The organism is Paraburkholderia rhynchosiae (assembly GCF_002879865.1).
Lineage (GTDB): Bacteria > Pseudomonadota > Gammaproteobacteria > Burkholderiales > Burkholderiaceae > Paraburkholderia > Paraburkholderia rhynchosiae.
The window spans coordinates 21,005-34,306 of the sequence record NZ_PNXY01000006.1; the positions used below are offsets into that span (position 1 = coordinate 21,005).

Consider the following 13,302-nt stretch of genomic DNA (forward strand, 5'->3'; position numbering starts at 1 on the left):
AAGCGTTGCGCCATGTCCTCTACTTCTACTGTGCTGGCCGATGTGCCGCTGTTTCCGCTACATACGGTTCTGTTTCCCGACGGAATACTGCCGCTGAAGATCTTCGAAGCGCGCTACCTCGACATGGCGCGCGACTGTCTGCGCGAGAAAACGCCGTTCGGCGTGTGCCTGCTGAAAAGCGGCGCCGAGGTCGCGCGAGAACACGAGCCTTCGGTGCCCGAATCAATCGGCTGTCTCGCCGAAATCGATGAATGCGACGTTGAAGCCTTCGGCATGCTGCTGATTCGCGCACGCGGCACGCGGCGCTTTCGCCTGCTGTCGCATCGCGTTGAAAGCAGCGGTTTGCTGGTCGGCATGGCCGAGCCGCTCGGCGAAGACCTGCCGCTAGAAGGTAATCAGCAGTGGGCCAAGTTCGGCGCGTGCGCGGAGGTGCTGGAGCGAATCATCGCGACGATCCGCGAACGCGATCCGGAAAGCTTACCGTTCGCCGAGCCTTTCAGACTCGAAGACCCGTCGTGGGTATCGAACCGTCTCGCCGAAGTGCTGCCGATCGCGCTGCGCGCACGTCAGAAACTGATGGAAATGCAGGATGCCGGCGCGCGCATCGACGTGGTCCATCACTATATGCAGCAACATCAACTGCTTTAGGCGACGCGACACCCGGCCGGTCCGGCGCAATTCGTCAGATCAGCGAGCCCTGCAGACCGTCCAGCAGTTTGCGCACGGGCGCAGGCACGCCGAACGAATCGAGATCGCTTAGCGCGACCCATGCGGTGTCCGCATCGCCGAGCGCGGCAAGTGCGCCGACGCCGCGATCACGTTCCGCGAGCCGCGGCTCGATATCCAGCTTGAAATGCGTGAATACGTGCGTGAGCGGCGCAAGCGGCGAAACCGCTCCGTCACCGCCGAACTCGCGAGCGCGCGCCGCGAGCGACGCTTCGTCAGCGGCTTCGGGCAGGCTCCATAGGCCGCCCCAGATACCGGAGGGCGGCCGCTTTTCTAGCATCACTGCATTGCCGTCGCGCAGCACAAGCATCCACGTGCGACGCGTCGGCACGGCCTTCTTTGGACGCGCCGTCGGCAGTTCGCGCTGACGCCCCGTTACATTGGCGACGCAGTCGGCGGCGAAGGGACAACGCAAACAGTCAGGCTTGCCCCGCCCACACAGTGTTGCGCCGAGGTCCATCAGACCTTGTGTGTAGGCGCTGACTTCGTCGTCCGATGCGTTCTGCGGCAGCAGCGATCCCGCCAGCGTCCACATCGCGTTCTCGATTTTCTTTTCACCGGGGAAACCTTCGACGCCGAAGACCCGCGCGAGCACGCGCTTCACGTTGCCGTCGAGAATCGTCGCGCGGGCACCGAACGCAAACGACGCGATCGCGGCCGCGGTCGAGCGGCCGATGCCCGGCAGTTCCGCGAGTTCGTCCACCGATGCCGGAAACGCGCCGCCGTGCTGGCCAACCACCGTCTGTGCGCAGCGATGCAGGTTGCGGGCACGCGTGTAGTAACCGAGGCCGGCCCAGAGCGCCATGACGTCGTCGACCGGAGCGGCGGCTAGCGCTGCGACATCCGGAAACCGCGCAAGAAATCTGGCGTAGTACGGAATCACCGTCGAGACTTGCGTCTGTTGCAGCATGATTTCCGACAGCCAGATGCGATAGGGATCGCGCGTGTTCTGCCACGGCAGATCGTGACGGCCGTGCTTGCGCTGCCACGCGACCAGCCGTGTAGAGAAGTCGGATATTGGCGCAGATGCGGATATGCCGGGCGCCGCAGACGGTGACGAACGCTGCGCAGAGCGCGGAGTTAAGCGGGAAGGCATTGAAAATTTAGCGCTGGCAGGTGGGACAAAAGTAAGTGGAGCGCTGACCTTGCACAATCTGTCTGATCGGCGTCCCGCACACGCGGCACGGCTGCCCCGCGCGATCATAGACGAAATAATCAAGCTGGAAGTAACCGCTTTCGCCATCGCTGCCGACGAAATCGCGCAGCGTGCTGCCGCCCTTCTCGATTGCGGCAGCGAGCGTCACGCGCACCGCGTCCGCCAACAGCCCATAGCGCACGAGCGAGACGCGGCCCGCCGCCGTGGTCGGTCGGATACCTGCGCGAAACAGGCTCTCCGACGCGTAGATATTTCCCACGCCGACGACGATTTCGCCGGCCAGCAACGCCTGTTTCACCGAAACCTTGCGCCCGCGTGTGAGCCGGTGCATCAGCGCGCCCGAGAATGCCGGCGAGAACGGCTCCACGCCAAGGCTTGCGAGCAAAGGATGCGCGAGCACGTCGCCCGCTTCACGCGGATGCCATAGCACCGCGCCGAAACGCCGGGGGTCGCGAAAGCGCAAAATGAAGTCGTCGAAAATCCAGTCGACGTGATCGTGTTTCGCCGCGGCCGGCGGATGCGGCACATGCCGCAACACACGCAGCGTCCCCGTCATGCCAAGATGAACGATGAACCAGCCCGCGTCGATTTCGAAAAGCAGGTACTTGCCGCGCCGTTCGACGTTGCGCACCACGCCGCCGCGCAATGTCTTTGCAAGGTCAGCCGGAATCGGCCACCGCAACGCGGGCGTACGGACATCGACGCGCTCGACCTTGCGTCCGGACACATACGGTTCGATTCCCCGTCGGGTAACCTCTACTTCTGGCAACTCTGGCATGTCTGACTGGTCTGCAACTTGCGTGAGTGGTTGTGCGCGTATTGTAGCGAGCGCGTTACAATCGTCCGAAACATTGAACGGATTTCCATGAACTTGTCCTTCGTGAAGCTGTTTTTGAAGCGCCCGGCTAGCGCATCCCGCGTGCCGCACGTAGTGTCCGCCCGGCGGGTGCTCGGTGCTGCCGCGCTCGCCTTGTGGGCGTTGGCTGCCGTGCCCGCGCATGCGCAGGACCCGGCGCCCGGCGCGGACGACACCACCGTCACGCTGGCCGACCCGCTCGGTCCCGCGTCTGCCGACGAACAGAAATCGCTGCCTAACGTGCAGCTGTCTAGCCAGATCGTATTCCAGGTGCTCGCCGCTGAAGTCGCGCTGCAACGCAATCAGCCGGCGCCCGCATACCAGACCTATCTCGCCCTCGCGCGCGACACGCACGATCCGCGCATGGCCCAGCGCGCCACGGAAATCGCGCTCGCCGCGCAAAGCCCGTCCGACGCATTGGCAGCTGCGCAATTGTGGCAGCAGTATGCGCCGGACTCCGAACGCGCCGCGCAACTGGATGCGTCGCTGCTCGTGCTGTCGGGCAAACCTGACGACGCAAAGCCGCTGCTCACGCGCGAACTCGCGAAGGTGCCCGCGGAAAATCGCGGCAGCGCGATTGTCGCGCTGCAGTTGCTTCTTTCGCGCGGACCAAACCGGATCGGCGGCCTGCATGTGTTGCAGGACATGCTGAAGGACGACATGAACCGCCCGGAAGCCCAGCTGGCAATCGCGCGTCAGCAACTCGTTTCCGACGACGCACCCGGCGCACGCAAATCGCTCGAACAGGCGCTTGCGCTGAAGCCCGACTATTTGCCGGCCGCGCTGACGTTGTCGCAAATGGGCCCGGAGGAGCGCAAGGAAGGCATTGCGTCGCTCGAAAAATATGTGCAGCAGAATCCGAAATCGCATGACGCGCGTCTCGCGCTCGCACAAATGTATCTCGCGAGCGATCGTCTGGACGACGCGCAAAAGCAGTTCGAGCTCATGCACAAGGCCAACGCGAACGAACTCACGCCGCTGATGGCGCTCGCGCTCATCAAGATCCAGCAGAAGAATTTCCGCGACGCGCAGACCTACCTCACGCAGTACGCGCAGCAGGCCGAAAAAACGCCCGGCGCCGATGCCGGCCAGGCGTACATCTATCTTGCGCAGTTGTCGCTCGAGCAGAAGAACGAAGCGGCCGCAGCGGACTGGCTCGACAAGATTTCGCCGTCGAGCCAGCAATACATGCCGGCGCAGATCACGCGCGCGCAACTGCTGGCCAAGCAGGGCAAGATTGACGACGCGCGCAGGCAGCTCGCCAACTTGCGGCCGGCCGATCCGCGCGACCAGGCACTGGTCGCACGCACCGACGCGGCGATCCTCTTCGACGCGAAGCGCTACCCCGAAGCAGAAACGCGCCTGCAACAGGCCACGGCCTCGTTCCCCGAAGATCCGGATCTGACCTACGATTACGCAATGGCCGCCGAAAAGAACGGCCACTTCGACGTGATGGAAGCGCAATTGCGCAAGCTGATCCAGACGCAGCCGGACAATCCCCAGGCTTACAACGCGCTCGGCTATTCGCTTGCCGATCGCAATCAGCGTCTCGCGGAAGCGGACAAGCTGGTCGAGAAGGCGTCGTCGCTTGCGCCGAACGACGCGTTCATCATGGACAGCGTCGGCTGGGTCAAGTACCGCATGGGCGACACGTCGGACGCGATCAAGGTGCTGCGCAAGGCCTACGAGATCCAGCCGAACGCCGAAATCGGCGCGCACCTCGGCGAAGTGTTGTGGAAATCCGGCAACCAGGACCAGGCGCGCGCCGCATTCCGCGAAGCGCGCAAGCTCGAACCGGACAACGAAACGCTCGTTAAAACGCTGCAACGTCTTCAGGTGAACGATCTTTGATGTGTCTTTCCCGTTTCATTTCTTCTCCGTGGGCGCCGCGTCGCGCGGCGCTCGGGTTCGCGGCCGCAGCCGCAGCCGTCGTCGCATTGGCCGGCTGCGCATCGGTGAAACCGCAAGGGCCGTCCACGTCGAATGCGGCGACCGCCGTTACCGCGCAGACAAGCCGGGCTTACCAGGGCCGTTTCGCGGTTCAGTACAACGACCAGAACGGCCAGCAGCGCAATGCCTATGGCAATTTCTCGTGGCAGGAAACCGGTGACACCGTCACGTTGCAATTGCGCAATCCGCTGGGGCAGACGCTCGCTATCGTGACGTCGTCGCCGGCCTCGGCCACGCTCGAGTTGCCGAACCGCCAGCCGCTCACGGCGGATAACGTGTCCACGCTGATGCAGAATGCGCTCGGGTTCGCGCTGCCCGTCGAGGGATTGCGTTACTGGCTGCAGCCTTCTCCCGCGCCCACTTCGCGCGCCAAAACGGAGAAAGATCCGGAGCAACCGTCCCGTTTGAAGGAAATTACACAGGACGGCTGGACGATCGACTATCTTGCGTACGCCGAAGCCCCGGCGACTGGCGTGAAACGCGTGAATTTGACCCGTTCCGAACCGCCGCTCGATATCAAACTCGTGCTGGACCAGTAACCGCACCTCGCGCGATTTTGCCGCTTAATCAGCGCCGCATTGGCGTATGCAGCCCGACTCATGATCGAAACAACTGATTCGCTGCGCGATTGCCTCGCGCCAGCGAAACTCAATCTCTTTCTGCACATCACCGGGCGCCGGCCGGACGGCTATCACACGCTGCAAACGGTTTTCCAGCTACTCGACTGGGGCGACACGCTGCACTTGAAGCGGCGCGACGACGGACTCATCACGCGCAGCACCGAAATCGCCGACGTGCCGCCGGAACACGACCTCACCGTGCGCGCCGCGAATCTTTTGAAGGCGCATACCGGCTCGCCCGAAGGCGTCGATATTGAAATCGAAAAGCGTCTGCCGATGGGCGCGGGCCTCGGCGGCGGCAGTTCCGACGCGGCGACCACGCTTCTCGCACTGAACCGGTTGTGGAAGCTGAATTTGCCACGGCTAGAATTGCAGGCGCTCGCATTGAAGCTCGGCGCAGACGTGCCGTTCTTCGTTTTTGGGAAAAATGCGTTTGCCCAGGGTGTTGGAGAAGCTTTAGACGTTGTACAATTGCCGCCGCGTCATTTCCTGGTAGTGACGCCAAGGGTTCATGTTCCGACTGCGGCGATTTTTTCCGAAAAAGCGTTGACAAGAGATTCAAAAGCCCTCACAATTACGGACTTTCCTGCAGAACTTAGCTGCAACACTGAATGGCCGGAAAGTTTTGGCCGGAATGACATGCAGCAGGTTGTCGTCGGAAAGTACGCGGAAGTAGCGCAAGTGCTGCGATGGTTTGAGAACGTCGCGCCGGCGCGGATGTCTGGATCAGGTGCAAGTGTCTTTGCAGCGTTCCGTAGCAAAGCTGAAGCTGAAGCGGCGCAAGCCAAACTGCCAGGCGAATGGAACAGTGCAGTGGCCGCCAGTCTAGAGCAGCATCCACTCTTTGCTTTCGCGTCATAAGTTTTGCATCGTCGAACGAAACTCCACGTTCGGCGGAGCTCAAAGTTAGTGTAGGGGAGTCGCCAAGCTGGTTAAGGCACCGGATTTTGATTCCGGCATGCAAAGGTTCGAATCCTTTCTCCCCTGCCAAATATTCTCGCATTTCCCTCGCCCCCAGCCTGAAGCAGGTGCACGATGAGCAGCCATGACGGCCTGATGGTTTTTACTGGCAACGCAAATCCGGCGCTTGCACAGGAAGTCGTCAAAATCCTCGGTATTCCCCTCGGCAAAGCAATGGTTAGCCGTTTCTCAGACGGCGAAATCCAGGTCGAGATTCAGGAAAACGTGCGTGGCAAGGACGTCTTCGTTCTGCAGTCCACATGCGCACCGGCGAACGACAACCTGATGGAACTGATGATCATGGTCGACGCGCTCAAGCGCGCATCGGCCGGTCGGATCACCGCAGCCATCCCCTACTTCGGTTATGCACGTCAGGATCGCCGCCCTCGTTCGGCGCGCGTCGCCATCTCGGCGAAAATCGTGGCGAACATGCTGGAAATCGCGGGCGTCGAGCGGATCATCACGATGGATCTGCACGCCGACCAGATTCAAGGCTTCTTCGACATCCCCGTAGACAACATCTACGCTACGCCCGTGCTGCTCGGCGATCTGCGCAAGCAGAACTACGAGAACCTGCTGGTCGTTTCGCCGGACGTCGGCGGCGTGGTGCGTGCGCGGGCCTTGGCGAAGCAGCTCAATTGCGACCTCGCGATCATCGACAAACGCCGCCCGAAGGCGAACGTTGCCGAAGTGATGAATATCATCGGCGAAGTTGACGGCCGGACCTGCGTGATCATGGACGACATGGTCGACACCGCCGGCACGCTCTGCAAGGCAGCACAGGTTTTGAAGGAACGTGGCGCGAAACAGGTTTTCGCTTATGCCACCCACCCGGTTCTGTCGGGCGGCGCTGGCGAGCGTATCGCCGCATCCGCACTCGACGAACTTGTTGTGACGGACACGATCCCGCTCGGCGAAGAAGCCCGCTCGTGCGCCAAGATCCGTTCGCTGACCAGCGCTGGCCTGCTGGCCGAAACGTTCTCGCGGATTCGTCGCGGCGATTCGGTCATGTCGCTGTTCGCTGAAAGTTAAGTATTTGCGAAGGCGCGGCGTCTGCATTCTTGCACGCCGCGCTTTTGCACAATCGGCGTGAACGAACGAAGGTTCATGCCGCAGTTCTGGGGCCTCAGCCATAACGGCTTGCGGGCCCCGTTTTTACTGCCTGGTCGCGGGTAGTGCATTGGAGATTCAAAATGAAAGTAGTCGCTTTCGAGCGTTCTTTGCAAGGTACGGGTGCGAGCCGCCGCCTGCGTAACTCGGGCAAGACCCCGGGCATCGTATATGGCGCTGGTGCTGAAACGCAATTGGTCGAACTGGACCACAACGCGCTGTGGCACGCGCTGAAGAAAGAAGTTTTCCACTCGTCGATCCTCGATCTGGAAATCGGTGACAAGTCGCAACAGGTTCTGCTGCGCGACGTGCAATACCACCCGTTCCGTCAGCTCGTGCTGCACGTGGACTTCCAGCGTGTCGACGCAACGAAGAAGCTGCACACCAAGGTGCCGCTGCACTTCCTGAACCAGGAAAGCAACCCGGCAGTGAAGCTGTCGAGCGCGGTGATCTCGCACGTCGTCAATGAACTGGAAATCGAGTGCCTGCCGTCGGCACTGCCGGAATTCATTGAAGTCGACCTGGCCAAGATCGAAGCGGGTCAATCGGTTCACGCCAAGGACATCCCGCTGCCGGCAGGCGTGTCGCTGGTTGCCCACGTCGAAGCAGAGAACCCGGTGGTCGCTGCTGCAACGATCCCTGCTGGTGCAGTGTCGGAAAGTGGCACTGCCGCTGGTGAAGGCGAAACGCCGGCTGCTTAAGTGCCCTTCAGGCACTGAGCAAGTAATCCTCTCGATCCGTTTCAATGAGACGGTCGATGTGACCCGCCGAGGTTCGCCCCGGCGGGTTTTTTTTCGGTTTTTTCGGCTCGGTCGCATTCGGCGTGCGAGCCAGATGGACCCACGCAATCATGATCAAGCTGATCGTCGGGCTCGGCAATCCGGGCGCCGAATACACCGCGACGCGCCATAACGCCGGCTTCTGGCTGGTCGATCAACTGGCGCGCGAAGCAGGCACGACCCTGCGCGACGAGCGGCGCTTTCACGGCTTTTACGGGAAGGCGCGGCTTCACGGCGAGGAAGTGCATCTGCTCGAGCCGCAGACTTATATGAACCGCTCGGGTCAGTCGGTTGTCGCAGTTGCGCAGTTCTTCAAGATTCTGCCGGACGAAATCCTGGTCGCGCACGACGAACTCGACATGCAACCCGGCAGCGTGAAGTTGAAGCTTGGCGGCGGCAGCGGCGGTCATAATGGCTTGAAGGACCTCACCGCGCATTTGTCGTCGCAGCAATACTGGCGGCTGCGCATCGGTATCGGGCATCCGCGCGACCTGATTCCCGAGAGCGCGCGTGTGGGTGCGAAGCCGGACGTGGCCAATTACGTGCTTAAACCGCCGCGGCGCGAAGAGCAGGAGTTGATCGACGCGTCCATCGAGCGCGCGCTCGCAGTGATGCCGCTGATCATCAAGGGCGAGCTTGAACGGGCGATGATGCAGTTGCATCGCAGTACGTAATTGATGCCGCTTGCAACGTGGGCCGGCTCGCGCCGATCGGATGCGGGTTAGTCATCGTGTCGCCATTGATGGCGAGCATCTGTGTGGGATCGGAGTAAGTGCTTTGCATGGGACCAGAGTAAGACGCTAAAGCGTCAACTCTGGATCGACAGCTAAAGCGCTAACTCCGATCGACCGCCTTGCATGGGATCGTAGTAAGCGCTAAAGCGCTAACTCCGATCGACAAAGGAGAATCGTTTGAGCCGCTATTGGAGTGACATTGTCCACCGTCTGACGCCGTATGTGCCGGGCGAACAGCCCGTGCTCGCGCATCCGGTCAAGCTGAATACCAACGAAAATCCCTACCCTCCGTCGCCGCGCGTCCTCGAAGCGATCCGCCAGGAACTCGGCGATGCGGGAGAGTCCTTGCGACGCTATCCCGACCCAACCGCGCTCAAGCTGCGCGAAACGGTCGCTGCCTACCACGGCATCCATGCCGACCAGATCTTCGCGGGCAACGGCTCCGATGAAGTGCTTGCGCTCACCTTCCAGGCATTGCTGAAACACGACAAGCCTTTGCTGTTCCCGGACATCACGTACAGCTTCTATCCGACTTACGCGCGGCTTTTCGCAGTCGGCTATCGGACGATTCCGCTCGACGACGCCTTCGCCATCAACGTGGACGACTATGCGGTGCCCAACGGCGGCATCCTCTTTCCGAACCCGAATGCGCCGACCGGGCGCCCTTTGCCGCTCGCCGACATTGAGCGCCTGGTAGCGAAAAACGCCGACTCCGTCGTGGTGATCGACGAAGCCTATGTGGATTTCGGCGCTGAATCGGCAATCGGGCTGATCGACCGCTATCCGAATCTGCTTGTCGTGCAGACGGCGTCCAAGTCGCGCTCGCTGGCAGGCATGCGCGTTGGCTTCGCTTTCGGCAATGCGGAACTGATCGGCGCGCTGAATCGCGTGAAGGATAGCTTCAACTCCTATCCGCTCGACCGCCTCGCTCAGGTTGCCGCCCGCGCGGCGTACGAAGACGACGGGTGGTTTCGCGACACATGCGCAAAGGTAATTGCGAGCCGCGAAAGACTGGCTGCAGGGCTGACGGCGCTGGGTTTCGACGTTGTGCCGTCCGCGGCGAATCTGCTGTTCGCGCGCCACGAGGCGTACGACGCAGCGACGCTCGTATCGCGGCTCCGTGAAAAGGAAATTATCGTACGCCACTTCAGGGCGCCGAGAATCGACCAGCACTTGCGCATCTCCGTCGGCACCGACGCGGAATGCGTGATTCTCCTTGACGCATTGCGCGACATTTTCGGCGCTTACGTGGGCTAATCGATCGGCCTTACCAAAAGAAAATGGCGAGGCCCGCGCCTCGCCGTTTTCGTTGAAACGCCCTGCTTCACGCGCTCTTTGCCGCCTGCAGCGCGTGGTACTTCGCCATCAAGCCTTCCGGCGTCTCCAGATGCTCTGGATCGCGCGGAATGCATTCGACCGGGCAGACCTGAATGCACTGCGGTTCATCGAAGTGGCCGACGCACTCGGTACATTTCTTCGGGTCGATCACGTAGATTTCCGGGCCCATCGAAATTGCGTCGTTCGGGCACTCAGGCTCGCACACATCGCAATTAATGCACTCGTCGGTAATCATCAAGGCCATACTTCTCTCACTTCGCGCCGGCCGCAGCCGGCTTTGATCCGTTAAACCGACAGTTTACGCCGGTTACGGTTGCCCCGCCGAGGCGCCGTCATCCGGGTCCAATGCCGCGACCTTTTCCTTCAGCCACTTTTCGACCGACGGGAAAACGAATTTGCTCACGTCGCCACCCAGTTGGGCGATCTCACGCACTATCGTGCCCGAGATGAACTGGTACTGGTCGGACGGCGTCATGAACATGGTCTCGACATCGGGCAGCAGGTACCGGTTCATGCCCGCCATCTGGAACTCATACTCGAAGTCCGACACGGCGCGCAGGCCCCGCACGATCACTCGCGCGTTATTCGTGCGCACGAAGTCCTTCAGCAGCCCCTTGAAGCTCATGACCTGAACGTTCGGATAATGACCTAGCACTTCATGAGCGATGTCGAGGCGCTCTTTCAGCGTGAAGAACGGCTTCTTGTTGCGGCTATCTGCAACGCCCACCACCAGCGTGTCGAAAATGCTCGACGCGCGCCGAACGAGGTCTTCGTGACCGCGCGTCAGCGGATCGAACGTGCCCGGGTACACGGCGACTACCATGAGATTTCTCCTCTCTTCAGACAGAAGGGCACGTCAAAGCGTCCACGCGACGCATTTGGCACCAGTCGCGCGCGTGACGGCAAACCGTCCGGCGCTTGTTTTCGAAGGCGCATTATTCCTCATTTTCGCGCTGCAGCAAATGGAAGTGGACGGCGCCCGCTTTGCCCTGCCTCACGATTTGCCAACCGGCGAGCGCTTCGTTCGCTACCGGCTCCAGCACCGCGCCGGCCTCGACGTACAGAAAACCGTCTTTGCTCACCAACGGAGCGGCCAGCCGGAGCGCTTTATCGAGCAGATCATCGCCAAAAGGCGGGTCGAGAAACACGACGTCGAATGAACCGGGCGGCAGGCTCCCGGCAAGGCGCAAACCGTCAGCCTCCGCAATTTCGATCATGCGCGCCGCGAGGCGTTCCTGATTCGCGCGCAACTGATTTGCGGCCCGCGCGTTGCGCTCGACCATCAGCACTCGCGCCGCGCCGCGCGACGCCGCTTCGAAACCGAGCGCACCGCTGCCGGCGAACAGGTCGAGGCAGCGCTGGCCATCCAGACGTTGCCCGAGCCAGTTGAACAGCGTTTCGCGGACCCGATCAGGCGTGGGACGCAGGCCGTCGAGGTCGAGCACGGGCAAGGGCGTGCGTTTCCAGTCGCCGCCGATGATCCGGATGGCGTGCGGCTTGCCGCCTTTGGATGAGGCGCCATGGGCGCGGGAAGTTGCTGAACGGGGCATGCAGATTCGATTACGTTATGAAAGCGTCCGCGTCGTCGACGTATGCGGACTGGAGCGCCAACGTTACCACAGGGGCGCCGCGCGTCTAGCCTGGCCGTTCGGCCGATACGACGGGCGACGGCGCGCCTGATAAAATGTGCGGCTTCCAGCGCCTTGCATCCCGCATCGCAACGCTGCCTGCCGCTCCCGCCGGTGCTGTACCGGCTGCGCGCATCGGCGCGCGCTCTCACCACGCCAGATCATGTTCAGCTTTTTCAAACGATTCAAGGGCTCGAAAGAGTCCGAAAACGCGCCGGACGAATCGCAAACCGCGCCTGAAGGCCTGGTCGAGGAACCGGCCGTCGAAGCGCCTGCCGCGCCGCGTACGAACGCGCCGGCCGGCATCGTGACGCCACCCGCAGCCGCGGCGCCCGCCATCGCGCCGCAATCCCAGCCCGAACCGGAACTGGAGCTGGAACCGGACTTCGAAGAATCGTCTCTCGAAACCGTCGAGATCGTGCCGCCGCCCGTGCAGGACGCGGGCGCTAAGCGCTCGTGGATGACGCGCCTGAAAACCGGCTTGTCGAAGACCAGTTCCAGCCTCACCGGCATTTTCGTCGGCACGAAGATCGACGAGGATCTTTACGAAGAACTCGAAACCGCGCTGTTGATGTCGGACGCGGGCGTGGACGCCACCGAATTCCTGCTCGAAGCGCTGCGCGAGAAAGTGCGCGTCGAGCGTCTCACCGATCCGCAACAGGTCAAGACGGCGCTGCGCACACTGCTCGTCGATCTGTTGAAACCGCTGGAAAAGTCGCTGATGCTCGGGCGCGCACAGCCGCTCGTCATGATGATCGCTGGCGTCAACGGCGCCGGCAAGACGACCAGCATCGGCAAGCTGGCCAAGCATCTGCAGAGTTTCAACCAGTCGGTGCTGCTGGCTGCGGGCGACACTTTCCGCGCCGCCGCGCGTGAGCAGCTGGCCATTTGGGGCCAGCGCAATAACGTCACGGTCGTGTCGCAGGAAAGCGGCGACCCGGCGGCGGTGATCTTCGACGCGGTCGGCGCCGCGCGGGCCCGCAAGGTCGATGTGATGATGGCGGACACCGCCGGCCGTCTGCCGACGCAACTGCATCTAATGGAAGAGCTGCGCAAGGTGAAGCGCGTGATCGGCAAGGCGCAAGACGGTGCTCCGCACGAGGTGCTGCTCGTGATCGACGCCAATACCGGCCAGAACGCGCTCGCGCAGGTCAAGGCTTTCGACGACGCGCTCGGCCTCACGGGCCTGATCGTCACCAAGCTGGACGGCACGGCGAAGGGCGGCATTCTCGCGGCCATTGCGCGGCAGCGTCCGATTCCCGTGTACTTCATCGGCGTCGGCGAAAAGGTCGAGGACTTGCAGCCTTTCAGCGCCGAAGAGTTTTCGGACGCGTTGCTGGGCGGCTAAACGCAGGCTAAACGCACGTTAGACGCAAGCTGGCGGCAAGCGCGACAGCCAGCCCCTTCCCGGCAAAGCACAAAAAGGGCGCTCCGCGGAGTGCCCT

Annotated in this window: 14 protein-coding genes and 1 tRNA gene; 10 read left to right on the forward strand and 5 right to left on the reverse strand. The window is 62.1% G+C overall.

From position 1 onward, the window contains the following. The first annotated feature begins 12 nt into the window (after window positions 1-12). On the forward strand, window positions 13-648 hold the full coding sequence (locus tag C0Z16_RS10130; RefSeq protein ID WP_102632025.1) for an LON peptidase substrate-binding domain-containing protein: 636 nt from the start codon (window positions 13-15) through the stop codon (window positions 646-648). Window positions 649-682: 34 nt separating this feature from the next. Here C0Z16_RS10130 and mutY read toward each other — a convergent pair whose 3' ends face one another. After that, window positions 683-1,822: an A/G-specific adenine glycosylase gene (gene mutY, locus C0Z16_RS10135; protein WP_175130648.1), complete on the reverse strand. Its 1,140-nt coding sequence runs from the start codon at window positions 1,820-1,822 to the stop codon at window positions 683-685. A 7-nt stretch (window positions 1,823-1,829) separates the two neighbouring features. Continuing rightward, window positions 1,830-2,660: a bifunctional DNA-formamidopyrimidine glycosylase/DNA-(apurinic or apyrimidinic site) lyase gene (gene mutM, locus C0Z16_RS10140; protein WP_102632026.1), complete on the reverse strand. Its 831-nt coding sequence runs from the start codon at window positions 2,658-2,660 to the stop codon at window positions 1,830-1,832. A gap of 87 nt (window positions 2,661-2,747) precedes the next feature. Between mutM and C0Z16_RS10145 the strand changes: the two genes are divergently transcribed. The 8 genes from C0Z16_RS10145 to hisC all read left to right on the forward strand — a co-directional run bounded on the left by C0Z16_RS10145 (window position 2,748) and on the right by hisC (window position 10,148). Further along, window positions 2,748-4,589, forward strand: a complete 1,842-nt coding sequence (locus C0Z16_RS10145) for a tetratricopeptide repeat protein (protein ID WP_102632027.1) — start codon at window positions 2,748-2,750, stop codon at window positions 4,587-4,589. Further along, window positions 4,589-5,227 carry a lipoprotein insertase outer membrane protein LolB gene (gene lolB / locus C0Z16_RS10150; RefSeq protein WP_102632028.1) on the forward strand — a complete coding sequence of 213 codons (639 nt, stop codon included), beginning with the start codon at window positions 4,589-4,591 and terminating at the stop codon, window positions 5,225-5,227. The genes C0Z16_RS10145 and lolB overlap by 1 nt, the downstream gene beginning before the upstream one ends. 60 nt (window positions 5,228-5,287) lie before the next feature. Further along, a complete protein-coding gene (ispE, locus tag C0Z16_RS10155) occupies window positions 5,288-6,169 on the forward strand; it encodes a 4-(cytidine 5'-diphospho)-2-C-methyl-D-erythritol kinase (protein ID WP_102632029.1) in 882 nt (293 codons plus the stop codon). 52 nt (window positions 6,170-6,221) lie between these two features. Continuing rightward, window positions 6,222-6,298 (forward strand) — tRNA-Gln (locus C0Z16_RS10160). 45 nt (window positions 6,299-6,343) lie between these two features. After that, window positions 6,344-7,300, forward strand: a complete 957-nt coding sequence (locus tag C0Z16_RS10165; protein WP_102632030.1) for a ribose-phosphate pyrophosphokinase — start codon at window positions 6,344-6,346, stop codon at window positions 7,298-7,300. A 161-nt stretch (window positions 7,301-7,461) separates the two neighbouring features. Then, complete coding sequence (locus C0Z16_RS10170) at window positions 7,462-8,079, forward strand: 50S ribosomal protein L25/general stress protein Ctc (RefSeq protein ID WP_102632031.1); 618 nt, start codon at window positions 7,462-7,464, stop codon at window positions 8,077-8,079. A 149-nt stretch (window positions 8,080-8,228) separates the two neighbouring features. Continuing rightward, window positions 8,229-8,831, forward strand: coding sequence for an aminoacyl-tRNA hydrolase (gene pth / locus C0Z16_RS10175; protein WP_102632032.1), 603 nt, complete (start codon window positions 8,229-8,231; stop codon window positions 8,829-8,831). Window positions 8,832-9,068: 237 nt separating this feature from the next. Next, on the forward strand, window positions 9,069-10,148 hold the full coding sequence (gene hisC, locus C0Z16_RS10180) for a histidinol-phosphate transaminase (RefSeq protein WP_102632033.1): 1,080 nt from the start codon (window positions 9,069-9,071) through the stop codon (window positions 10,146-10,148). A 67-nt stretch (window positions 10,149-10,215) separates the two neighbouring features. Here the strand turns inward: hisC and C0Z16_RS10185 are convergent, their stop codons facing one another. From C0Z16_RS10185 to rsmD, 3 genes are all read right to left on the reverse strand, one after another. Next, window positions 10,216-10,473 (reverse strand): YfhL family 4Fe-4S dicluster ferredoxin, encoded by a 258-nt coding sequence (locus C0Z16_RS10185; RefSeq protein ID WP_013337947.1) that lies wholly within the window; start codon window positions 10,471-10,473, stop codon window positions 10,216-10,218. A 63-nt stretch (window positions 10,474-10,536) separates the two neighbouring features. After that, on the reverse strand, window positions 10,537-11,052 hold the full coding sequence (gene coaD / locus C0Z16_RS10190) for a pantetheine-phosphate adenylyltransferase (RefSeq protein WP_102632034.1): 516 nt from the start codon (window positions 11,050-11,052) through the stop codon (window positions 10,537-10,539). A 112-nt stretch (window positions 11,053-11,164) separates the two neighbouring features. Continuing rightward, window positions 11,165-11,779, reverse strand: coding sequence for a 16S rRNA (guanine(966)-N(2))-methyltransferase RsmD (rsmD, locus tag C0Z16_RS10195; RefSeq protein ID WP_102632035.1), 615 nt, complete (start codon window positions 11,777-11,779; stop codon window positions 11,165-11,167). A 241-nt stretch (window positions 11,780-12,020) separates the two neighbouring features. On the opposite strand from rsmD, the gene ftsY reads away from it, so the two are divergent. Then, a complete protein-coding gene (ftsY, locus tag C0Z16_RS10200; protein ID WP_102632036.1) occupies window positions 12,021-13,205 on the forward strand; it encodes a signal recognition particle-docking protein FtsY in 1,185 nt (394 codons plus the stop codon). The last annotated feature ends 97 nt before the right edge of the window (window positions 13,206-13,302 follow it).